This window comes from Pelagibacterium flavum (assembly GCF_025854335.1).
Classification (GTDB): Bacteria; Pseudomonadota; Alphaproteobacteria; order Rhizobiales; family Devosiaceae; genus Pelagibacterium; species Pelagibacterium flavum.
In genome coordinates this window covers 2,843,835-2,866,483 of record NZ_CP107716.1, presented here as the reverse complement: position 1 = coordinate 2,866,483, position 22,649 = coordinate 2,843,835, and the positions used below count along the sequence as shown (strand labels likewise).

General features: G+C 58.8%; 16 protein-coding genes. 6 read left to right on the top strand and 10 right to left on the bottom strand.

What is annotated here, in order from left to right; all coding sequences use genetic code 11:
* The first annotated feature begins 17 nt into the window (after positions 1–17).
* The 5 genes from OF122_RS14450 (at position 18) to OF122_RS14430 (ending at position 6,672) form a co-directional block, all read left to right on the top strand.
* The gene (locus tag OF122_RS14450; protein ID WP_264227675.1) at positions 18–392 is read left to right on the top strand and encodes a VOC family protein; all 375 of its coding nucleotides are present in this window, start codon (positions 18–20) and stop codon (positions 390–392) included.
* Between the two features lie 27 nt (positions 393–419).
* Positions 420–2,006 (top strand): citramalate synthase, encoded by a 1,587-nt coding sequence (gene cimA, locus OF122_RS14445; RefSeq protein WP_264224894.1) that lies wholly within the window; start codon positions 420–422, stop codon positions 2,004–2,006.
* Positions 2,007–2,057: 51 nt separating this feature from the next.
* Entirely contained in the window at positions 2,058–4,301 is a 2,244-nt protein-coding gene (locus OF122_RS14440; RefSeq protein ID WP_264224893.1) for a LysM peptidoglycan-binding domain-containing protein, read from the top strand.
* Between the two features lie 99 nt (positions 4,302–4,400).
* The gene (locus OF122_RS14435; protein WP_264224892.1) at positions 4,401–4,727 is read left to right on the top strand and encodes an ArsR/SmtB family transcription factor; all 327 of its coding nucleotides are present in this window, start codon (positions 4,401–4,403) and stop codon (positions 4,725–4,727) included.
* Between the two features lie 52 nt (positions 4,728–4,779).
* Positions 4,780–6,672, top strand: a complete 1,893-nt coding sequence (locus OF122_RS14430) for an ABCB family ABC transporter ATP-binding protein/permease (protein ID WP_264224891.1) — start codon at positions 4,780–4,782, stop codon at positions 6,670–6,672.
* A 32-nt stretch (positions 6,673–6,704) separates the two neighbouring features.
* Here the strand turns inward: OF122_RS14430 and OF122_RS14425 are convergent, their stop codons facing one another.
* The 6 genes from OF122_RS14425 to OF122_RS14400 all read right to left on the bottom strand — a co-directional run bounded on the left by OF122_RS14425 (position 6,705) and on the right by OF122_RS14400 (position 14,292).
* Entirely contained in the window at positions 6,705–10,016 is a 3,312-nt protein-coding gene (locus tag OF122_RS14425; RefSeq protein ID WP_264224890.1) for an efflux RND transporter permease subunit, read from the bottom strand.
* Positions 10,013–11,242, bottom strand: coding sequence for an efflux RND transporter periplasmic adaptor subunit (locus OF122_RS14420; RefSeq protein ID WP_264224889.1), 1,230 nt, complete (start codon positions 11,240–11,242; stop codon positions 10,013–10,015). The genes OF122_RS14425 and OF122_RS14420 overlap by 4 nt, the downstream gene beginning before the upstream one ends.
* Before the next feature lie 73 nt (positions 11,243–11,315).
* Positions 11,316–11,888 carry a PadR family transcriptional regulator gene (locus tag OF122_RS14415; protein WP_264224888.1) on the bottom strand — a complete coding sequence of 191 codons (573 nt, stop codon included), beginning with the start codon at positions 11,886–11,888 and terminating at the stop codon, positions 11,316–11,318.
* Positions 11,889–12,028: 140 nt separating this feature from the next.
* Complete coding sequence (gene nadC, locus OF122_RS14410; RefSeq protein ID WP_264224887.1) at positions 12,029–12,892, bottom strand: carboxylating nicotinate-nucleotide diphosphorylase; 864 nt, start codon at positions 12,890–12,892, stop codon at positions 12,029–12,031.
* On the bottom strand, positions 12,889–14,049 hold the full coding sequence (locus OF122_RS14405) for an alpha-hydroxy acid oxidase (protein WP_264224886.1): 1,161 nt from the start codon (positions 14,047–14,049) through the stop codon (positions 12,889–12,891). Before OF122_RS14405 ends, nadC begins: the two co-directional genes overlap by 4 nt.
* Before the next feature lie 96 nt (positions 14,050–14,145).
* Complete coding sequence (locus OF122_RS14400; protein ID WP_264224885.1) at positions 14,146–14,292, bottom strand: hypothetical protein; 147 nt, start codon at positions 14,290–14,292, stop codon at positions 14,146–14,148.
* Between the two features lie 207 nt (positions 14,293–14,499).
* Here OF122_RS14400 and OF122_RS14395 point away from each other — a divergent pair, with 207 nt between their 5' ends.
* Complete coding sequence (locus OF122_RS14395; RefSeq protein WP_264224884.1) at positions 14,500–16,626, top strand: putative bifunctional diguanylate cyclase/phosphodiesterase; 2,127 nt, start codon at positions 14,500–14,502, stop codon at positions 16,624–16,626.
* On the opposite strand, the gene OF122_RS14390 is transcribed toward OF122_RS14395, so the two are convergent.
* The 4 genes from OF122_RS14390 to OF122_RS14375 all read right to left on the bottom strand — a co-directional run bounded on the left by OF122_RS14390 (position 16,627) and on the right by OF122_RS14375 (position 22,647).
* Positions 16,627–17,886, bottom strand: coding sequence for an NAD(P)/FAD-dependent oxidoreductase (locus OF122_RS14390; RefSeq protein ID WP_264224883.1), 1,260 nt, complete (start codon positions 17,884–17,886; stop codon positions 16,627–16,629).
* Between the two features lie 58 nt (positions 17,887–17,944).
* Complete coding sequence (locus tag OF122_RS14385) at positions 17,945–19,798, bottom strand: extracellular solute-binding protein (RefSeq protein ID WP_264224882.1); 1,854 nt, start codon at positions 19,796–19,798, stop codon at positions 17,945–17,947.
* A gap of 142 nt (positions 19,799–19,940) precedes the next feature.
* Positions 19,941–21,548 (bottom strand): ABC transporter ATP-binding protein, encoded by a 1,608-nt coding sequence (locus OF122_RS14380; protein WP_264224881.1) that lies wholly within the window; start codon positions 21,546–21,548, stop codon positions 19,941–19,943.
* A 4-nt stretch (positions 21,549–21,552) separates the two neighbouring features.
* Complete coding sequence (locus OF122_RS14375; RefSeq protein WP_264224880.1) at positions 21,553–22,647, bottom strand: ABC transporter permease; 1,095 nt, start codon at positions 22,645–22,647, stop codon at positions 21,553–21,555.
* Positions 22,648–22,649: the final 2 nt, after the last annotated feature.

Sequence of the window (22,649 nt, the reverse complement as noted above, 5' to 3'; positions counted from 1 at the left end):
GGAGGAGCACCATGAGCATGATCGACCATTTTGGACTGACAGTTGCCGACTACCAGGCATCACGGGATTTCTACGATGCGGTTTTGGCGACGCTCGGCTATAAGCGCCTGCAGGAATTTGAAATCCCTGGTGGCATGATCGCCGGCTATGGCGATGGTAAGCCCGATTTCTGGGTGCAGGCGGGCGGTCGTTGCACCGGCAAGCTGCACATCGCATTTGCGGCGAAATCGCGGGCCGATGTGGATGCGTTTTATCGGACCGCGCTCGATGCAGGGGCGCGTGACAATGGAGCGCCCGACGTCCGTGAAATCTACCATCCCAATTACTACGGCGCCTTCGTTTTCGATCCCGACGGCCACAATATCGAAGCGGTCTGCCACGCACCCGCCTGACATTTTTTAAAAAGTACCAAACCTCACATGACCAAAGAACGCCTTTACCTATTTGACACGACCCTTCGTGACGGGGCTCAGACGACGGGCATCGAATTCTCGCTTGAGGACAAGATTGCCATCGCACGGCTTCTCGACGGTTTGGGTATCGACTATGTCGAAGGAGGTTACCCCGGGGCAAACGTCACCGACACCGCGTTCTTTGCTGAAAAGCGTACGAAAAGCGCCGATTTTGTCGCTTTTGGCATGACCAAACGGGCAGGGCGGTCAGTCGAGAACGACCCTGGCATTGCCGATCTCATAAATTCCAGCGCCGATGCCGTCTGTTACGTTTCCAAGGCCTGGGACCATCAGGTCAAGCTGGCGCTGGGAATTTCTACGAAGGAAAATCTCAGGAGCCTTGCCGAAAGCGTGCGGGCCGCCATTGATGCGGGCAAGGAGTCCTTTGTTGACTGCGAGCACTTCTTCGATGGGTACAAAGCCAACCGCGCCTATGCGATCGACTGCGTTAAGACTGCTCTCGACGCCGGTGCGCGCTGGATCGTCCTGTGCGACACCAATGGGGGCACGATGCCTTCGGAAATTGAAGAGATCGTGGCCGATGTCCTCAGCGTAGCCCCGGGCGACAGGCTCGGCATCCACGCCCATGACGATACGGGACAGGCCGTGGCCAACTCGTTGGCAGCAGTCCGCGCAGGCGTGAGGCAGGTCCAGGGGACGCTTAATGGCCTGGGCGAGCGGTGCGGCAATGCCAATCTGGTGACTCTGATCCCCACGCTTGTGCTCAAGCCTGTGTTTTCCGAGCAGTTTGAAACAGGTGTTACCGCCGAAAAACTCGAAACACTGACCCATGTTTCGCGCGCCTTTGACGAAATTCTCAATCGTGGCCCAAACAGGCAGGCGCCCTATGTTGGCGCCTCGGCCTTCGCGACCAAGGCTGGCATCCACGCGTCAGCCATTGCCAAGGACCCCGCGACCTACGAGCACGTGGCGCCGGAAAGCATCGGCAACGAGCGGCTCATCATGGTGTCCCAGCAGGCCGGCAAGTCCAATTTGCTGACGACGCTCAAGCGTTTCGATATCAAAATGGCTAAGGACGATCCGCGGCTCGACAAGCTGTTGCGTCAGGTCAAGGAACGTGAGGCGCGCGGCTATTCCTACGACGGCGCGGAGGCGTCGTTTTTTATGCTGGCCCACAAAATGTTGGGAACGCTGCCTAAATTCTTCGATGTAACGAGCTACCGCACCGCCATCGAGCGCCGCCATAACGCCAAGGGTGAAATGGTTACAGTCTGCGAAGCGGTGGTCAAGATCGATGTTGATGGCGAAATTCTCATGTCAGTCGCCGAAGGCAACGGGCCGATCAACGCGCTCGATCTGGCCATGCGCAAAGATTTGGGGAAGTATTCGAGTCGGATCGACGACCTTGAACTGGTTGATTTCAAAGTGCGTATCCTGGACGGCGGCACGGGCGCGGTCACCCGTGTGCTGATAGAAAGTCGGGACGATACGGGAGAGCGCTGGTTCACCGTTGGCGTTTCCCCCAACATCATTGATGCCTCCTTCGAGGCCCTGTATGAGTCGTTCACCTATAAGTTGATGAAGACGGCCTAGCCGTTATAGTTCAAAAGACTGTTTCGCACACGCGAATCGCAGAATTGGCCGATGCGGCGGCCGGAAACATTTACGGAGGCTCAACTGGCCGGTCCCCTATCTCCCATCGTTCTAGCAGTCGGCGCCGCCGCAGCGACCGTCGTCGTTACTGTAGGCGTGATCGCCGGCCCTGGAACGGTTGCCTGCATCCAGCGCGGCGATTTTCCAATCTGCATGAGTGAAACCTTTTTTGGCGGGTCGGGGGCAACGATCGGCGATGGCGAGGCTGTGCAGGAAATGGCCGGCGCTGATGGCTCGCAGGAGGCACCGTCCACCAACGATACACCGCTTGAAGCGAGCGAAACCGTGGGGAGCCAGGAAACGGCGACCAGCGTTTCCGAGGCCGTCATGCCTGCGTTTGGCCTCGTGCGCGTCGAGCCTGACGGTTCGGCGGTGATTGCGGGCAGTGCCACGCCCTCGGGCGAAGTGCGCATTTTCGCCGATGACGATCAGATCGGTACCGAAACAGTCCATGCCTCTGGCGACTTTGCCTTTGTGACCGATGCTCCGCTGCCCACCGGCGGTGTCGAGCTTCGTATACTCGATGTCGAGACCAACCGGTTTGCCGACACCTCTGTAGTTGTGGTTGTTCAGGACGATCGGACCAGCGAGCCGCTGGTGATTGCGTCAGTACCCGGCGAAGCAAGCGAGATATTGCAGGGCCTCGACGGTCCAGTCGCAGCGCAGGCCGGCGACGAGAATATGCCGGACGCGCCAGAAGCCGAGACAACTCCCGAAACCATGGCAGTCGCCGAAGCCGAAGTCGCCGAGTCCGAGGTTACCGAAACCCGTGAGAGCGCCTCGCAGCCCGCCGTAGTGGCCGGGTTGGAAGGCGATGCAGCGTCCCAGGATGAAACGGGGGACCAGCCCGAATCTGCCGAGACAGTTGCGGTCATTAGTGAAGAATCAGAAGATCCTACTCAGCCTTCCGGTGAGCAAGACGCGGCGAGCGCCGCCGTTGAAGCCGACGATGATGAGGGCGTCCGTGTCGAGGAGACGGCCCGTGCTCCGCAAACGACGCCCGTTCCGCAGGCCGGTCCTGATGCTTCGGTAGAGCAGCCTGTGGCTGCGCCCGACAGCACGGTAGCGGCAGGGCAAACAAGCGTTGCCGAGACTGTCGTTTCTGATGATGCAGTTGTCGACGACGAGAGCGACGCTGATGTGGTTCAGGAGGAGACACCGGCTGCGGGTGAAGCCGAGCCGGCTGAAGCGTCGGCGTCGGTCGGTCAGCCTGAAGATTCCCCGGTCACAACAGCAGAAGCCGCAGATGTGCCAGCGCCAGGTGCTGTCCCCTCTGATGATGCGCCGGCTGTTGAGCCCCAGGATGATGGAGCCCCGCTTTCCGATCAGGGCGATGCCCCCCCGTCTCCCGCCCAGGTCGCCAATGAGCCAGATGCCGTTTCAGAATCCGCAGAAACCATCGAAACGCCCGCTGCACTGTCGCAGCCAACGGTTGCTGCCGCACCACAGCCTGCGCTCACGTCTCCGACCATTGACGCCGTCGAGATTGATGGCGACCTCAACTTCTTTGCCGGCGCCGGTGAGGATGGCCTCACTGTGCGGCTTTACGTCGACAATGAGGTCGTTGGTTCGACCCAGGTGAGCGACGGTCGATGGCTGATCGAAGCGATCGACGTGCTCGACCAGGAAAGCCAGCGCATTCGGATCGACATGCTTGCCCAGGACGGATCGGTGGTCGGTCGCGCGGAAGTTGATTTCATCCTTGAATTGCCTGAAATGGTGAACGAAGACATCGTTGTGGCCGAGCAAAGCGAAATGGAAGCCGATAGCGCCAGCCCTGCGCCAACAAGTCGGGAGGCAGAGGCACCGGCCAATGTATCTATCGATACGCCGGTTGCCCCGGCGCCAGCCGCTCCAGACATGGTCGAACCGGCGCAAACTGCCGAGCCGGTCGAAAGCGCTGAACCTGAGGAGACCGTCGAACCGTCCGAGGTAGCCCAAGCACCTGATGATGTTGAGTCTGCCGAGACGGACGAACCTGCCATTCCGACATTGGTTGGGGTGAGCGATGGAAATCGAACGGCAACGGGTCTGGCGATTATCCGGCAGGGCGACAATCTATGGACGATCGCACGCCGGGTTTATGGCGAAGGCATTCGTTACACTCAGATTTTCGAGGCCAACACCGACCAGATTCGCAATCCTGATCTAATCTATCCTGGTCAGGTCTTCGACCTGCCGGGCACTGATGAAGTGATCGGTGAAACCGATGACGACGGGAACACTTCCCAATAAGGTGCTGGTAACCGAATTTGGTTTTGCGCGGCCGGCCGACGCTGCCTTGCGCCGGTCGTACTTTTACTCTATCGTTAAATAACGATGGAAGCTGAAGCCATGCATGAAGACGATATTGCGGTATTGATGCGGGCCTTGGGGCATCCTGTTCGGCTGGAGATTTTGCGCATCCTCGCGCAGCGGGCCGAAAATTGCTGCTGTAACGACGTCACCGATTGCCTTTCGCTCGCCCAGAGCACCGTTTCCCAGCATCTCAAGGTGCTGCTCGATGCCGGGGTAATCGAGCGTCGCTCCCAAGGTACGCGCAACAATTACTGCGTGCGCACGGACCGGCTCGCGGCCTTTAGCAGGGCGGTAGGCGACTACCTTTCCGGTCTGGACGGTTCAGATTTGCACTGCGATCGCCAACCGGCAGAAGCGTCCTGATCAACCTTTCGGCATCTCCATCGCCGTTCCTCCTCCATACCGGAGCATTTTGATGGCCAAGGCGCCAAGATCAACCGTCAGCGCCGACGAAGGCGCTTTGCTTTCCACCGTTAGCAACCTTTGGAGCTATATGTGGCCGGCTGACCGGCCCGACCTGCGGATGCGGGCTGTTCTCGCGATTGGGGCTTTGCTGCTGGCCAAAGTGGCCAGCACACTGGTGCCGTTCGCCTATAAAGGCATTATTGATGCACTGGGCACTTCCGGCCCGGATGCGGCAGTATTGCTCGGGCTATCCGTGCCCATCATCCTCGTCGTGGCTTATGGCGTCGGCCAGATCGTCGATACCGGGTTCCAGCAATTGCGAGATATTCTTTTTGCCTCGGTTGGGCAGAATGCCGTGCGCCAACTTGCCTACCGCACGTTCACGCATGTCCATCGGCTATCGCTGCGCTTTCACCTGCAGCGCAAGACGGGTGGATTGAGCCGGGTTATCGAGCGCGGCACAAAAGGCATCGAGACCATCGTGCGTTTCACAATGCTCAATACGGCTCCTACGCTTGTCGAGTTCGTGATCGTGGGCGTGATCTTCGGCTGGCTGTTCGGCGTTGTCTATGTGCTGGTGCTGGCCGCTGTGGTTATTCTCTACATGGTTTTCACGGTGCGCGCCTCCAACTGGCGCATAGCGATCCGCCGGGACATGAACGAGAGCGACACGGACGCTAACGCAAAAGCGATCGACAGCCTGCTCAATTTCGAGACCGTCAAGTACTTCGGTAATGAAGAGCTCGAGGCCAACCGCTTTGACAAGGCCATGTCGGGCTATGAGCGCGCTGCCATCCGCATATGGACATCCCTTGGCTGGCTCAACTTCGGACAGGGGGTCATCTTCTGGCTGGGGATGATCGTGCTCTCTGTCATGTCAGCGCTCGGCGTAATGCGCGGCGAGTTGACGGTTGGTGATTTCGTCCTGCTCAATACCTTCATGATGCAGATCTACCGGCCGCTCAACCAGATCGGCTTTGTCTATCGCGAGATACGACAGGGTCTGGCAGACATCGAAGCCATGTTCACCCTTCTCGACCAGAACCCTGAAATCGAAGACAAACCCGATGCCCCTCCGCTCGAAATCACCGGGCCGGTTCTTTCTTTTGAGAACGTCCATTTCCATTACGATCCGGATCGTCCCATCCTGAAGGGGGTGAGCTTTACGGTGCCGGCGGGCAAGACCATTGCGGTTGTGGGACCGTCGGGCGCTGGAAAATCAACGATCTCGCGGCTGATCTATCGGTTCTATGACGCGATCGCGGGCAGCATTAGCATTGATGGCCAGAACGTTAGCGATGTTACGCAAGCCTCGCTGCGCGCAGCAATCGGCATGGTGCCGCAGGATACAGTGCTGTTTAACGATACCATCGCCTATAATATCCGCTATGGCCGCCCCGATGCCACCGACGAGGAGGTGCGGGAAGCGGCCCGCATGGCCCAGATCGGCGATTTCATCGACAGCCTGCCGCACGGCTACGAGACTCAGGTGGGCGAGCGCGGCCTCAAGCTTTCGGGCGGCGAAAAGCAGCGTGTTGCGATAGCCCGCACCATTCTCAAGGCACCACCGATCTTGATTCTTGATGAGGCGACGTCGGCGCTTGATACCCATACCGAAAGGGAGATCCAATCGGCGCTCGATACCGTCTCCAGGGACCGCACCACGCTGGTCATCGCGCATCGGCTATCGACTGTGGTGGATGCCGATGAGATTATCGTGCTTCGCGACGGCATGATCGCGGAGCGTGGCCGGCATGCCGATCTGCTGGCCGCCAAGGGTCTCTATGCTCAGATGTGGAACCGCCAGCGCGAAGCGGCTGAAGCCAGTGAGCGTCTGAGGGTGGCCCAGGAGGACCCCGACGGGTTTGTCTTGCGCAAGCCAGCCGAACAGCCGGCGGAATAAAAAAGGCCCCGCGATGGTGCGGGGCCTTTCTGTTATTCGGCTGCGGGTCTTCGGGAAAGAACCGTAACGCCATTCTCATTGCGTTCGATCAGTTCGGTATCCTTGGTCACGACATGCTGGCGCGCCGCATCGTCGCCTGCCACTTCAACGGCCATGCCATCAAAGCCAGAGGGCGTTGCTTCCGCCGCCTTCCGGCCACGGACCCAGTTAAACAGGCTGCCAACCTGACCCTTGATGACCTTGGGGGCCGTAACCATGACCGGCACCATGATCAGGGTCAGCGCAGTCGAAAAGAACAACCCGCTTACCAGCGCCGCCGAAAGGTGGATGAACCACGATCCGGCGATGCCGCCGACCACGATTTCGCGCCGCAGGAAGTCGAATTCGACATTTGCCCACATGGGGATAACGCCGAGCGCCGTCAGGAATGCGGTGAGTAGCACGGGACGCACACGTTGCGCCGTCGTGAGTAGCATTGCGGTTACCGGCTCGACCTGCTGATGGCGGTTGTACTCATTGTAGGTATCGATCAGAACGATACCGTTTTTGACAACGATCCCCGCCAGCGCAACAACGCCCAAGCCTGTCATGATGGCCGAAAAACTCATACCCGTAGCGAGCATGCCGAGCAGAACACCGGCAACCGACATGAATACCGTCGAGAGCGTTACGAACACCTGATAGAAGCTGTTGTACTCGAGCAGCAGGATCAGGAAGATCAGGAACACCGCAGCACCGAACGCCTGGGCGATAAAGGCATTGGCATCACCCATCTGCTCTTCGGCACCACCGAACGCGAAGGTCACGCCATCGGGCCATTCCTGATCATCGAGCCATGCCTGCAGTTCGGCGACGCGATCGGCGGCATAAACACCTTCTGGAAGATTAACCAGATTGGCTGCAATCGGCATCACATAGGTCTGATTGCGCCGTTCGATATTCGCGACCTTGGGAACCGCTTGCCGATCGATGAAGTTCGAAACCGGGATCATGCCCTGCGATGTGGCAATCCGCATGGAATCGAGCGCATCCAAGGTGCGTTCATCCTGGGGAAGGCGAACCTTGATGTCGAGTTCATCCCCTGTGCTCTGATCACGATAGGTGCCCAGATTGACGCCTGACGTTACCAACTGAACATATGGAGCCAGTTCGCGCACGCCGATACCGTATCGGGCTGCTTCCAAACGATCGACGGTCACCTGCCAATCGATGCCGGGTGAGGGGCGGCCATCCTCGATGTCGGCGGTATTGGCGAGCTCGTTCTCCAGATAATCACGGATGCGTTCGACGGTCGGCGCCAGATTGTCGTAGCTGGAGCTTTCTACACGCATGTTGATGTCCTTGCCCGCCGGTGGACCGCTCTCGGTGGCGAGAACCTGAACCTGCAGGCCGGAGATATCGGCAACGCGTTGGCGAATATCGGAGAAGATTTCCTCGGCCTTCACCCGGTGGTTGTAATCGACGAGCTGGAGCTGGAAATTGCCGATCGTGTCGGGCGGCATGGTACCCATGGCGCCAGTCGTTCCGAACTGCATGATGATGTCCCGAATGCCGTGGACCTGCATCAATTCGTCTTCGACCTCGACAAGCATGTCGCGGACCTCTTGCGGCGAATAATTGCCGCGGGCAACCACTGCAACCGTGGCATATTCAGGCTCGGAGGCTGGGAATGCCTCGGTTCCCGTAGGGTTGGCTGCGTAAGCGAAAAATACTCCGAACACGATGCCGAAGCCGACCAACAATGTTGGGATCGGCCACCGCAAAAGCACGGACATGAGCCGCACGTATATCCCGGTCGGTCCCTTCACCTTTTTGGGGTGGAACTTCTCGGGATACATGACGATATCGGCTTGTTCCTTGCGCTCGGGATCGACATGGGTCGAGGCAATGACGGCACCGATAACCGGCATGAAGATGAGCGCCGAAACAAATGATGCGGACATCACGACGATCACGATCGTCGGAAGGTCGGTCATGAACTTGCCGATGATACCGGGCCAGAACAGCAGGGGCACGAATGCGGCAAGGGTTGTGGCTGTCGCACCGATGACCGGTATGAACATCTTGTGCATCGCCTGGATGAAGGCCTCTTTCTTGGAGACACCTTCCTGCAGTTTTCGCTCGGCATATTCGACGACCACCACGGGGTCGTCGACCAGAACGCCCACGGCGATCACCAGCCCGAACATGACCATCATGTTGATCGTCATGCCGGTCATCTGCATGTAGAGAAATGCGATCATGAAAGACAGCGGGATCGACATGCCGATCATGAACGCGGCGCGGACGCCAAGCACGGCAATGCAGGTAATAAGCACCAGCGCCACAGCGGTCAGAACCGCAGCCTCGAGCGAACGGAACAAGCTGAGCGTGGTTTCAGCCTGATCGAGAAAGAAGCTGTGGCCCACGCCTTGCGGCCACTCGGCTGCAAGTTCCTCGGTGACTGCACGAACGGTGTCGGATACCTCGATGATGTTGGTGCCGGCTTTTTTGCTCACACCGAGAATCAGGGCAGGGGAGCCGTTTACGTTGGTGTATTCTGTGGCGTCCTCCAGCGTGCGCGTGACGTTGGCGATATCGCCAAACGTGACGACGTTGGTGCCATCTGTCTTGATGGGCAGCTCGAAGACGTCCTGGGCGCTGGTGATGAGTCCGGGAACCTCCACGCTGAAAGAGCCCTGACCGGTGTTGAGCGTGCCGCCGGCGACCACGAGATTGTTGCGGGCCAGAGCGTCGAACAGCTGGTTCGCCGTGAGGTCGTAAGCCTCGAGGCGCATCAGGTCGATGGTGACTTCAACAACTTCGTCGCGTGCACCCGACAGCGTGACTTCGCGAACTGACGCGATGCCTTCGAGCGCGGTCTGAAGTTCCTCCGCGCGGCGCACCAGTTCGCGTTCTGGCACATCACCGTAAACGGCCACCGAGATAATGGGGTAACCCACCATGTCGATTTCGTTGACCGTCGGATCGTCAGCGTCGGCGGGCAGGTTTGCCTTGATGGCATCAATGCGCGCCCGGGTATCGATCAGAGCCTGTTCGGTATCAACGTTCGCACCAAATTCGAGGAACACCGAAGCATGCCCGGTGGTCGAGGTGGACGACATGTTGACCAGACCGTCCAGCCCGTTGAGTTCTTCTTCGGCCGGCCTGGCCAGCAGGTTTTCGGCGTCGCGAGGCGAAACGCCCGTCTGGCTGATCGAAACGTAAAGATACGGAACGTCGATGGCGGGGAAGCTTTCCTTTGGGAGAACCGAATAGGAAAGCCCGCCCGCGAGCAACAGCAACGCCATGATTGTCATCACGACGCGGGGCATGCGCAGGATGCGCTCGATGAAGCTGGTCATGCAGGTGCACCTTCTTCAGAGGTCTCAGTGGCATCATCCGAAACAGCTTCCTGCCCGGCCTGCACCGACTGTCCTTCAATCACAAATTCCTGGCCGATGGTGATGATGTCGACAGATTGAGGAAGCCCGGTTACCCATACTCCCTCTCTGGTATCCGAAACGATCGTCACAGGGTAAAAAGCGACAATGCCGTCTTGAACGGCCCGTACGCCTAGTACACCTTCATCGTTCAACGTGAGCACCGACTGGGGCAGAAGATGCCCCGGCATCGATCCCATATTGACCGTAGCGGTGGCCGTAACGCCTTCCCGGATCGAAAAATCGGGATTGGCAAATTCGATTTCGACGGGGAAAGAACGTGTTGCATCGTCGGCACTGGCTGCCACGTAAGTCACCTCACCGGTGGCGTCCTGATTGGTCACCGTGTGCAGCGTGGCGGGAAGCCCGGTGCGGGCCAGCGTGATGTTGGCTTCAGCAACCGAGCCCGAGAAGACGATTGGATCGAGCTGAACGATCGTCGCGCAAACGCTGCCCTGAGAGAGCATTGAACCGCGGGTGGCGATAGGGGCCTGAACCAATCCGGACACCTCGGCAACGATTTCCGTCCGATCCAGTTCGGCCCTCGCATTGTCAAGCGCGGCCTGGGCCGAGGAAACTTGAGCTTCGGCGGCGGCCAGAGCGACCTGAACTGAATTGGCGGTATTGGCTGGAGCCAGACCACGCTCGCGCAACGAAGTGTTGGTTTCCAGATCGAGTTGAGCCTGAGCAAGTCCTGCCTCGGCCTGTGCAAGAGCGGCCTCGGCCTGTGCAACAGCCGCGGCGCGTGTGCCGGGTGCAAGTGAACACAAAAGATCACCAGCTTCTACCTGGTCGCCCTTTTCGACATGGACGGTCTCCACGACGGCCGCCGTTTCGGCGACTGCCGCAACATTGGCCGCAGCCGTCGTGCGGCCACGCAATGTGACTTCAATCGGCATCTGTTGGCGTTCAAACGTTTGCGTGCGTACCGATACAGATGCGCCAGGTCCCCCGTTTGCCTGAGCCACACGCTCGGCAACGGTCATACGTGCCTGCTCGACTGTCTCTGGGGAATGCTCGGGGAGGACGCCGGCCTCGGCCAGCGCTGTTGAAATGGGGCCGTGATCATCGCCTTCGATGAGACCGACAATGGAATGCTCGCCGTTTCCAGGACCCTGGCCGCCCATAACCAGCGTGCCCGTGCCCAACCAAATGGCAGCTCCAGCAAGGATAAAAAACGATAAACCAAAAGACTTGAGAAATTGCATAAAACAGCGCCCTCTATTCTGCTGCTTGCTGCCCGGCGCGCGCTTTGTCTGGTCGCGCTGAGGCAATTAAGGAGTGCATGTGGGTATGGAGATGCCGATGTGCAACTTCAAGACAGGTGATGCCATAGCTGATCACCCATGCGTCGTTGGTATGGCTCGTGTCATCTCCGCCTTCTATTTCCCGCTGAAGCTCTTTGAGTTCGACAATTTGAGCGTCGAGATAGGCCAGCCTGTCCTCGATGCGCGACTTGACCAGATCGGGGTCGAGCAGATGTGCAAAACGAGCGAAAAGCAGGAAAGGGCTGCGAAAGACATCATCGCCCAAAGGTTCGTGCAGAGCATCGCAAAAGGCGGCTCGGCCAGCCTCGGTAATGGAATAGATCTTTTTGGACGGTTTGCCGTCCTGATGCTCGATCCGGGACGTTACGAGTTCATCGTCCTCCAGCTTGGCAAGCGCAGGATAAATCGAGCCGAAGCTGGCTTCGACGAAATAGGCGCCGCCACCTTCGGTGCAAAGCTTGCGAATTTCATAGCCACTCGCATCCTGAGTGTAGAGGAAGGAGAGGCATAGAGTGCGAACGTTCATGTTCCTCGATCATATGCTGGAAAAGAATATGATGGCCCTATATATTAAGGCGCAGCACTTGCCAAGATATACGACGAAGAGTCGCACGTGGTTCAGTCCACGTACGATGATTGTCTTACGATCGAGTGAGAAAAACGGATCTAATCGATGCTTATGTCCAGCCCAAGATCCAGGGGAACAGCAGCAGTGGTGATCCGGCTGGTCGAAATGTAATCCACACCCGTCCGGGCAATCGCCGCCACACGCTCAAGCGTAACATTGCCCGATGCCTCGAGCTTGGCGCGTCCGGCGGTGATGGCGACGGCCTGGGCAAGGGTGTCCTCGTCCATATTATCGAGAAGAATGGCGTTCACATCGGTCGCCAGAGCCTCGCGAAGTTGGTCGAGCGTGTCGACTTCCACTTCGACCGAGACCAGATGCCCCGCAAACGCCCTCGCCGCCGCGATGGCTTCGGTGACACCGCCAGCCACGGCAATGTGATTGTCCTTGATCAGGATGGCATCGTTCAGCCCGAAACGATTGTTGTGTCCGCCACCACACCGAACGGCATATTTTTCCAGCGCCCGCAGCCCCGGCGTGGTCTTTCGGGTGCAACAGATACGGGCATCCGTCCCTTCGGTCTGCAGCACGAAGCTGCGCGTCAGGGTTGCGACGCCACTCAAATGGGTCAGGAAATTGAGCGCCGTGCGCTCCGCTGCCAGCAGGTTTCGCGCATTGCCGCGCACTTCAAGAATGGCGTCTCCGCCCGAGACTATGGTGCCATCCGCAACGAACGTTTCTGTTTCAAGGCCCGCACCGATTAACGAAAAGGCCCCTACCGCGCAATCGAGTCCGCAGACTACGCCCGCGCCGCGCGCGTTGATGCGAGCGACCGCCGTTGCTTTCGGATCGATCGTCGCCTGAGAGGTGATGTCCCCCGCTTCTCCCAGATCTTCTGCGAACGCAATTTTGATGGCGCGTTCGACGACATGGCGAGGGAGCGCGGCAGCATGGGCCGTTGTCATTCTGAAAAAACACCCGGATTGACGAGGTTGTGCCGACCGACATTGCGGATATCCCGCTCGCCGCAAAGCGCCATGGTGACGTCAAGTTCCTTGCGGATAATCTCGAGGGCCTGCCGGACGCCGGCCTCTCCGCCAGCTCCGAGCCCATAGAGCCACGGCCGGCCGATATAGACGCCTTTGGCCCCGAGACACAGCGCTCGCAAAACATCTTGGCCGGAGCGGATACCTCCGTCCATGTGAACTTCAATCTTGTCGCCCACCGCTTCTACGATACTGGGCAGGGCGGAGATCGAGGACGGTGCGCCGTCCAGTTGCCGCCCGCCATGATTGGATACAATGATCGCGTCTGCGCCCGAAGCGGCTGCCATGCGGGCGTCTTCGGCGTCCATGATGCCCTTCAAGATCACCTTTCCGCCCCAGCGCTCCTTGATCCACTCGATATCGGACCAGTTGAGCTTGGGATCGAACTGTTCCGCAGTCCAGGACGACAGCGAGGATAAATCGCCGACATTTTCTGCATGACCGACGATATTGCGAAACGTATGGCGGCGCGTCTTGAGCATGGACAAACACCATTGCGGACGGGAGGCCAGCTGCCAGACGGTGTTGAAATTGATCTTTGGGGGAGCAGAGAGCCCGTTGCGCGCATCCTTGTGCCGCTGTCCGAGAATCTGCAGATCCAGCGTGAGAACTAGCGCCGAACAGTTTGCCGCTTTGGCCCGGTCGATCAGATTATGCATGAACTTGCGGTCACGCATCACATAGAGCTGGAACCAGAACGGGGCGCCGCCGGTGGCCTCTGACACGTCCTCGATCGAACAGATGCTCATGGTTGAAAGCGTGAATGGAATGCCCAGCGCGCGCGCCGCTCGGGCTCCGAGCATTTCTCCATCGGGATGCTGCATGCCGCCGAAACCGGTCGGCGCTATCGCGACGGGCATCGCAACGTCTTGGCCGATCATGGTCGAGCCCAGCGAGCGGTCGGTCATGTCGACGGCAACGCGCTGGCGAAACTTTATCTTGGAAAAGTCTGTTTCGTTGGCGTTATAGGTGCTTTCCGTCCAGGAACCGGAATCGGCATAATCGAAAAACATCCGCGGTACGCGGCGCCTTGCCAGATTCTTGAGATCCCCAATCGTTTGTGCTGGAAAACCCATACGCTCCGCCTCCCATCCTGGTGCATCCTTGCGCACTCAATAGCGGGACACGGAGCGTGGGGAAAGCACGATTATGCCTTCATGGGCCGGTCTGGGTCAGTTGCCTTCGACAGAAATGCCCTGTTCGTTGAGTTCGATCTGGACGCCGTCGGGCTGAGATTCCTGCTGATAGGCATAGATAGCAAAACCAACGACCACAACGATCAGGGCGCCAAGCAGAAGATAAAGTGTATTGCGGCTCATCAAATTCTCCAAAAAATCCAAAAGACAATAGCGTATTCAATGCAGGCCCTAAACGCCGGCCGACCCGCTCGGTTCCGTATCGGGCATTAACCTTCCGTTAGCGTTCGTCGTGAAATCCGCAAATCCACCGATAGGATTCACTGTTGCTTCAGGGGTGCGCCCCATGATGCGCGATCAATTTGAGGGGCGCTCGTGGGGGAAAAGTGGATGCCGGACGGCAAGGGAATGAGCAATGCGCACGCCGTAGATGCGGCGCTCGAGGCGATGCCGTACGGGCTGTGCGTTTGGAGTGAGGATTTCAAGCTCGAATTGTTCAACGCCCGTTATGCGTGGACGTTCGGACTGGCGGCCGATGCACTCAATGCTGGCATGACTCTGCGCGATTGCTGCCGCGCCGTAATCGATGCGGGCAATTATTTCGGGTACAGCGTTGATGAACTTTATGAAGCGATGATCAGTCGCTTCGAGCGGCAAAAGCGCCGCGAGACGCCGATCCAGTATGAGCAAAATCTTCGCGACCGCAACATACGTACGACCTATACGGGCCGTGCCGGTACGGGCTGGCTGGTTACCCACGAAGATATCACCGATGCCAGCGATCACCTCACCGCGCTGTCCAAGCGAGAGGCCGACCTGGCTCAACAGGCAGTTCGATTTGAGACTGCCGTTGACAATATGGCGCACGGTCTGTGCATGATCGACGCCGACCACAGGCTGGTGATCTGCAACGCCAACTACGCCATGCTCTACGATCTTCCCGAGAGCCTACGCCAGCCCGGTACGCTTCTGACCGACATTCTCGACTACCGGTTCGAGAACGGAATGCGCCCCAAGGAAGGCCCCATGGCCTTTTTGCAGCGTCGGGTTCAAACGATCACTGATCGGAAACGCAGTGCAGACATCTGCGAGTTCGAGAACGGCCAGATCATTTCACTGGTTCACCAGCCGATGGACGATGGTGGATGGGTTGAAACCCATCAGGACATTACCGAGCAGCGGCGGTCGGAGGCCCGCATTCATCATCTGGCGCGACACGATGCTCTGACCGACCTGCCCAACCGGACGCTGTTTGCCGAAGAAATGGCCATGGCAGAATCCCGCATACGTCGCGGTGAGACCATGGCGGTGCTGTGCTTCGACCTCGACCACTTCAAGGTGATTAATGACACCCTCGGGCACGGTGTAGGCGATGCCGTTCTCAAGGAGGTTGCGGCGCGCATCAACCACGCCAAGCGTGAGCATGAATGCGCTGCCCGGCTCGGGGGCGATGAATTCTCCATGCTTGCCGGCCCGCTCAAAAGCCCCAACGACGCGGCGGCCCTCGCCGAACGCCTGGTCGCGGCCATCAGCCACCCGATGGAAATAGAGGGCCATCGTGTCATCATCGGCACTTCAATCGGAATAGCTGTGGCGCCAACTGATGGCACGGATGGCGAAACGCTGATGAAAAATGCCGACCTTGCGCTTTATCGCGCCAAGAGTGATGGCCGGGGCAATTTCCGTTTTTTTGAAAAAGGCATGGACGCGGCCATGCAGCATCGCCGCGCCATCGAAAGCGGACTGAAACTGGGTCTGACTCGCGACGAGTTCAGATTGGTTTTCCAGCCCCTCATGGACCTGGAAAACAATTCCATATCCTGCATGGAAGCCCTGTTGCGCTGGGAGCACTCGGAAATGGGTTTTATCTCGCCCGCCGAGTTCATTCCGGTCGCCGAGGAAATCGGCTTTATTGTGCAACTGGGAGAATGGGTGCTCAGACAGGCGTGCCTGGCAGCAGCAACCTGGCCCACAGATATCCGTGTCGCGGTCAATCTTTCACCCGTGCAGTTCAAGAGCCGCCGGTTGATGGAGAGTGTCCAGCAGGCCCTTGATGAGGCCTGCTTGCCTGCGAGCCGTCTCGAACTCGAGATCACCGAATCCGTCTTGCTCAGCGATTCCGATCAGACATTGGAAACCCTCCATGCCCTGCGCGCCATGGGCATTCGCATTTCGATGGACGATTTCGGAACCGGCTATTCCTCGCTCTCGTATCTGAGGGCCTTCCCGTTCGACAAGATCAAGATCGACCGCTCATTCATCGAGGACGTGGGATCCAAGGACGCCAATTTCGAGATCATCAAGGCAGTCATCGCTCTGGGCCGAAGTCTGGGCATGGCGACCACCGCAGAGGGCGTCGAAACCGAAGCTCAGCTCGACGCCGTTCGTGCCCATGGATGTGATGAATTTCAAGGCTTTCTGTTCTCCCGGCCCCTACCAGCCAAAGATGCGCTCGAACTGATTACGAGGCTAACCCCAGCCAGAGCGGTCGAGCCAAGGCTCACCAGCAACGGCTAGCTACCGGGGAACAGTTCCTGCAAATCGATCCATCCTGAATGGAGTGATGTCGATTGCGGGCTTCTCGCCGGTCATGGCCTGCGCCAGCAGATGTCCGGTGGCCGGGCCGAGGGTGAAGCCATGATGGGCATGGCCAATGCCGACCCACAGACCGCGATGTTTGGGCGCTGGCCCGATGATCGGCATCATGTCAGGCGTGCAGGGGCGAGCCCCTTTCCACGGTTGCGGGTCGAGCCGTTCCCCGAGCGGGAAAAGCGCCCGCGCTTTGGCCTCGGCACGGCCGAGCTGGATAGGGCTGGGCGCTGCGTCGCGCAGCGCGAACTCGGCACCTGTCGTCAAGCGAACCCCGTTTTCCATCGGCGCAAGGCAGTAGCCGACTTCGGCATCGATCAGCCAGTTGTTGAGCGTAGCGCCGCCCTGCGTTCCGTAGTGCATGTGGTAGCCGCGCTTGACGAACAGCGGTAGGCGATAACCCAATGGCTCAAGGACTTCAGGAGCCCACGGACCCAGGGTCACCACGACTTCACGGGCGGTGTAGCGCGTATCGGCGACTGTAGCCGTCCAATTGTCGCCGTCCTGCTCGAGACCCGTTGCCTCTCCGCCAAGAAAATGGCCACCCATCGATTTGTACAGCTCGAAATATTTGGCAACCAGTGCGCCCGGATTGCGGACCGTCCACGGATCGGTCCAGTGGATCGCTCCGGCCAGCTTTTCGGTGAAATCGGGTTCGATCCGTGCCATTTCCACGCCATCCACCACGCGATGGTTGATGCCATAGAGTTCGAGATCCTTTTTCGCCTTGGCGGCTTCAGCCTTGAGCTTGTCGTCTGTCCTGAACGCCAGGTACCAACCCTTCTTGATAACCAGATCTTCCGCGCCGGCCGCAGAGATCAGGTCGGAATGCTCATCGATCGACCGGGCGATCAGCGGCGCATAGCTCCTGACCACATGGCTGTAGTGGTTGGGCGAGGATTCCCACCAATAACGCATCAGGGCAGGGGTGACCTTGGGCAGCGCGAACGGGTCGTAGCGTGCCGCGGTGGACAGATGCAGGCCCACCTGCATCAGCGTCGCAAGATCGCGCGGGAAGGCGTGCGGGCGTACGCCTTCCCGCTGGATGATCCCGGCATTGCCAAACGAGGTCTCCCGACCGGGCGCGTTCTTGTCGATGAGCAATACGCTCCGGCCGCGCCGAAGCAGGTGAATTGCAGTCGATACGCCGACGATGCCGGCACCGATGACGATGACGTCCTGAGCCATGGTCAGACTTTCCAGAGCTTGTGTTTGATGACCTGCGCCAAGCGCAGGTCATTTTCAATTATTGTGAATTGCCGCCGGTCGCCGCGGCCTTTTCTTCGTCCCACCACCAGACATCGGGAAACCCGATTGAGAACTCCGGCAGGGTTTCAGGATGACTGAACCGGTCCCAGCGCGCCGTGCGGGCGTAGGTGATCGTATAGCTGGGAACGACATTGTTCATGGCCAGCAACACACGATCGAGGGCATGTGTTGCCGCAACCAGTGTCTCGCGGTCCGGTGCCAGGACGATCTTTTCGATCAGCGCGTCAACCCCGGGGTCCGAAATACCCGCGTAGTTTTGCGAGCCCTGCTCATCGGCCGATGAAGAACCCCAGAAATAGCGCTGCTCGTTGCCGGGGGAGAGCGACTGGGCCCAACGGGTGTAGATCACGTCATAATCGAACGAGCGGACCAGATTTGTGTATTGGGGGGTATCGACCACCCGCAGCGTTACGTTGGCGCCGATCGCATTGAGGTTGTCGGCCCAATGCAGCGCTACCGGCTCGATTGTATTGTCGTACGACAGGATCTCGAAGCTGAACTGCTCGCCGTTCGCGTCGACCAGTTGTGTTCCTTCAAGTGTGTATCCTGCTTCATTGAACAGCCGCAGGGCCTCCTGCAAATTCGCACGAAGTGCTTCCTCGCTGCCCCCGGTCGGATTGGCAAAGCGTGCATCAAATACCGATGCCGGAATGAGATCACGGACCTCCTCGAGAATTTCAAGCTCAAGCCCGGTTGGCGGTCCATCGGGCGCAGCAAGATCAGTGCCGAAGAAATAGGAATCGATGCGCTGGTACTGTTCGTAGAACAGCGTCCGGTTCAATTCCTGGAAGTCGAAAGCGTAATTCAGCGCCTCACGAACCCGCGGGTCCTGGAACTTCTCCTTACGCTGGTTGGGCACGAAGCCCCACATAACGCCGGAGGCATTATAGCCATTCTCGAACGTCTCAAGCACTACGCGATCGTCATTGACGGCCGGGAAGTCATAGCCTGTCGCCCAGCGCCGAGCGATGTTTTCCGTCCACCAGTCGAATTCATCGGCCTTGAAGGCCTCAAACATCACCGTGGTGTCGCGGAAATACTCGATACGGTACTCATCGAAATTGGACGTTCCCACATTGACCGGTTCGTCGGCGCCCCAATAGTCGGGATCGCGCGTGTATGTGACTGTCCGGCCAGCGTCGAAGCTGGAAAGTGTGTAAGGACCCGATCCCATGGGCAATTCAAGAGTGGATGCCCCGATGTTTCGGGGTTCTCCCTCGGCATTCTCGCCTTCCCACCAGTGTTTGGGAAGGACCAGAAGCTGGCCCATGATTGAAGGCAGTTCGCGGTTCCCGGCCTCGCTGAAAAAGAACGTGATTTCACCCTCGCCGGTGATTTCAGCATCTTCGACCGAGGCATAATATTCCGCATAGATCGGAGAAATCTCCATCACCTGCTCGAAGCTCCAGAGCACATCCTCAGCGGTGACCGGTTCGCCATCCTGCCAGCGGGCGCGCGGATTGAGCCGGAAGGTGACAGAGGAAAAATCATCGGGGTAACTGAACGCTTCGGCCAGAAGCCCGTAGGCGACAGAGTTTTCATCGGCGCTTTGCGTGGTCAGCGTCTCATAGACCAGCCCCAGGCCCGTTGCCGATTCACCCTGCGGAAGGATGGGGTTGAACGTGTCAAATCCGCCCAGTGCCGGAAGCCGCACCGTGCCGCCCTTTGGGGCATTGGGATTGACGTAGTCGAACATCTCGAAGCCGGCTTCGTATTTCGGAGTGCCATCAAGGGCAATGGCATGCACCCAATTCGCATCATCCTGCGCAACAGCCGCGCCGGAAAGCGACAATGTGGTCAGCAAGGCGGTGGCAAAAGCAAACGTCTTCATGGCGTTAATCCCCTCTCGAGGCGAAGCTGGTTTCGTGTTGATCTTAGTGCGCTTTACTCAAAAGTGGATACCACTTTTGCGGGAGCGCGCCGTGCGCGGTGCAAGTTTCGTGCGCCAGGGCAATGGCACGCGCGATAATATCTTATCCGATGGCCACATCGAGGGCGGCTGCCAGCAGCGTGCAGGTGTAGGGATGCTCGGGAGCGGTAAATAGCGCTTCGGTTTGAGCTTGTTCGACGATCTTGCCATTCTGCATCACGATAATCTCGCTGGCGATGGCCCGCACGACCTTAAGATTGTGGGAAATAAAAATATAGGTCAGCCTGTGGCGCAACTGCAGGTCGCGCAGGAGTTTGACGATTTGCGCCTGCACGCTCATGTCGAGCGCCGAGGTCGGCTCGTCGAGTACGATGAATTTGGGTTCGAGGATTAGCGCGCGGGCTATTGCGATGCGCTGCCGCTGACCGCCGGAAAATTCATGCGGATAGCGATGCCGCATTTCCGGCTCGAGCCCGACCTCGGCCATAACGGCCTTGACCTTCTCATCGCGTTCCTGCGCCTTGATGTTGGGAAAATGAACCGCCAGCCCTTCGGCGATGATGTCGCCAACGCTCATGCGCGGAGAAAGCGAGCCGTAGGGATCCTGAAAGACCACCTGCATGTCGGCGCGATAGCGCCGCATGGCACGTGACCGCTTCCCGGTGATGTCGTCACCCAGGAAAACGATCCGCCCCTCAGATGAAATGAGACGGAGCATGGCGAGCCCCAGCGTCGTTTTTCCCGATCCGGATTCTCCCACCACGCCCAGCGTTTCGCCGCGCCTGACGACCAGGTCGACACCATCGACGGCCTTGATGTGACCCACCGTGCGCTTGAACAATCCCCGCTTTATGGGAAACCAGACCTTGAGACCGTCCACTGCCATAACCGGCGCGCCGGTCATGGTGACCACCGGCGCCATATCGGATAATTCGGACGAAAGCAGGCGCTTTGTATAAGCGTGCTGTGGATCGGCAAACAGCGTCTCTGTTTCTGCCCTCTCAACGATTTCGCCATTCTGCATGACGCAGACCTTGTTTGCCATCCGGCGCACGATGCCGAGGTCATGGGTGATGAACAGCATGGCCATGCCCATCCGCTGTTGCACCGATTTCAGCAAATCGAGGATTTGGGCCTGAACCGTCACGTCGAGCGCCGTGGTGGGTTCATCGGCAATCAGTAGCTCCGGCTCACAGGCCAGCGCCATGGCAATCATCGCCCGCTGGCGTTGCCCGCCCGAGAGCTGATGGGGAAAGGAAGCGAGCCGCGTTTCAGGATCGGGAATGCCAACAGCATCGAGGAGCTCGAGAACGCGCTTCCGCGCCGCGCTGCGACCCAGCCCTTGATGCACGGACAATACTTCGCTGACCTGCCGTTCAATAGTGTGCAGCGGATTGAGCGAACTCATCGGCTCCTGATAGATCATCGCGATGTCATTGCCGCGCACTGTGCGGAGCGCCTTGTCGCTCGCCGTCAGCAGATCGGAGCCTCTAAAGAGGATTTGGCCCTGGGGATGGGACGCCGAAGGGTAAGGCAGGAGCCGGAGGACGGACAAAGCAGTTACCGATTTGCCTGACCCTGATTCTCCGACCAGTGCCAGCGTTTCCCCGGGCGCGATGTCGAAACTTACATTCCGGACGGCATCGATCCGCCTTTCACCGAGCTGGAACGAAACATCGAGATTGCGGATGCTCAGCAGTGGATCGGTCATTGGGTCATCCGAACGTCTTGCGTGGATCGAACGCATCTCGCACCGCTTCGCCTGCAAAGACCAGTAGGCTCAGCATGATGGAAATAACCGCAAACCCGGTCAGCCCAAGCCACGGTGCCTGAAGATTGTTCTTGCCCTGCGCCAGCAGTTCGCCCAGCGAGGGCGATCCCGGCGGCAACCCGAAGCCCAGAAAGTCGAGCGCCGTCAGTGTCGTGATCGAACCGCCGAGAATGAAAGGCACGAAGGTGACCGTTGCGACCATGGCATTTGGCAGAAGATGCCGGAACATGATCGTCGGGTTGCCCACCCCCAGCGCGCGCGCCGCGTTGACATATTCGAAGTTTCGCCCACGCAGGAATTCCGCACGCACAACGCCCACCAGGGCAACCCAGGAAAACAGCAGCAGAATGGCGAGCAGAACCCAAAAACTCGGCGCAATGACGCTCGAAATGATGAGCAGCAGATAGAGTGAAGGGATTGAAGTCCAGATTTCGATAAAGCGCTGAAACAGGAGGTCGGTCCAGCCGCCGAAATAGCCTTGGACCGCACCGGCCACTATCCCGACCACGGAGGATAGAATCGTAAGCGTAAGCCCGAAAAGCACCGAAATCCGAAACCCGTAAATCAGCCGCGCCAACACATCGCGTCCCTGATCATCGGTGCCGAGTACATGCATGTTGCCCAGGATACACCCCGGATCTTCAACGCCGAGCCGATAGCGCGCACAGTTCTCCTCCTGGCTCATCAGCCAGCTCGGCGGCGTAGGCGCTGGCCGGGGCAGGGCGGTGTCGACAGTGCGATGGGAATACCGGAACAAGGGCCAGAGGGCCCAGCCTTTTTCGTTGATTTCGTTCTGGATAACCGAGGAACGATACTGCGTCACAGCGAGGAACCCGCCGAACTTGCTCTCGGGATAGTCGATCACCACAGGAAACAGCAGTTCGCCATTGTACGAGACAATCAAGGGTTTGTCGTTGCTGATGGCCTCGGCAAAGAGCGTCACGACCACGAGGATCACGAAAATCCAGAACGAGATATATCCGCGCCTGTTGCGGCGGAAGTTGGCGAGCCTGCGCTGGTTTATGGACGAAACAGCCAAAC

Excerpts from the sequence above, each read along its gene's own strand:
- OF122_RS14385 (WP_264224882.1), bottom strand. The coding sequence starts at position 19,798 with ATGAAGACGTTTGCTTTTGCCACCGCCTTGCTGACCACATTGTCGCTT.
- OF122_RS14380 (WP_264224881.1), bottom strand. The coding sequence starts at position 21,548 with ATGACCGATCCACTGCTGAGCATCCGCAATCTCGATGTTTCGTTCCAG.
- OF122_RS14400 (WP_264224885.1), bottom strand. The coding sequence starts at position 14,292 with ATGAGCCGCAATACACTTTATCTTCTGCTTGGCGCCCTGATCGTTGTG.
- OF122_RS14395 (WP_264224884.1), top strand. The coding sequence starts at position 14,500 with ATGCCGGACGGCAAGGGAATGAGCAATGCGCACGCCGTAGATGCGGCG.
- OF122_RS14430 (WP_264224891.1), top strand. The coding sequence starts at position 4,780 with ATGGCCAAGGCGCCAAGATCAACCGTCAGCGCCGACGAAGGCGCTTTG.
- OF122_RS14390 (WP_264224883.1), bottom strand. The coding sequence starts at position 17,886 with ATGGCTCAGGACGTCATCGTCATCGGTGCCGGCATCGTCGGCGTATCG.
- OF122_RS14425 (WP_264224890.1), bottom strand. The coding sequence starts at position 10,016 with ATGACCAGCTTCATCGAGCGCATCCTGCGCATGCCCCGCGTCGTGATG.
- OF122_RS14435 (WP_264224892.1), top strand. The coding sequence starts at position 4,401 with ATGCATGAAGACGATATTGCGGTATTGATGCGGGCCTTGGGGCATCCT.
- OF122_RS14405 (WP_264224886.1), bottom strand. The coding sequence starts at position 14,049 with ATGGGTTTTCCAGCACAAACGATTGGGGATCTCAAGAATCTGGCAAGG.
- nadC (WP_264224887.1), bottom strand. The coding sequence starts at position 12,892 with ATGACAACGGCCCATGCTGCCGCGCTCCCTCGCCATGTCGTCGAACGC.
- OF122_RS14440 (WP_264224893.1), top strand. The coding sequence starts at position 2,058 with ATGCGGCGGCCGGAAACATTTACGGAGGCTCAACTGGCCGGTCCCCTA.
- cimA (WP_264224894.1), top strand. The coding sequence starts at position 420 with ATGACCAAAGAACGCCTTTACCTATTTGACACGACCCTTCGTGACGGG.
- OF122_RS14415 (WP_264224888.1), bottom strand. The coding sequence starts at position 11,888 with ATGAACGTTCGCACTCTATGCCTCTCCTTCCTCTACACTCAGGATGCG.
- OF122_RS14450 (WP_264227675.1), top strand. The coding sequence starts at position 18 with ATGATCGACCATTTTGGACTGACAGTTGCCGACTACCAGGCATCACGG.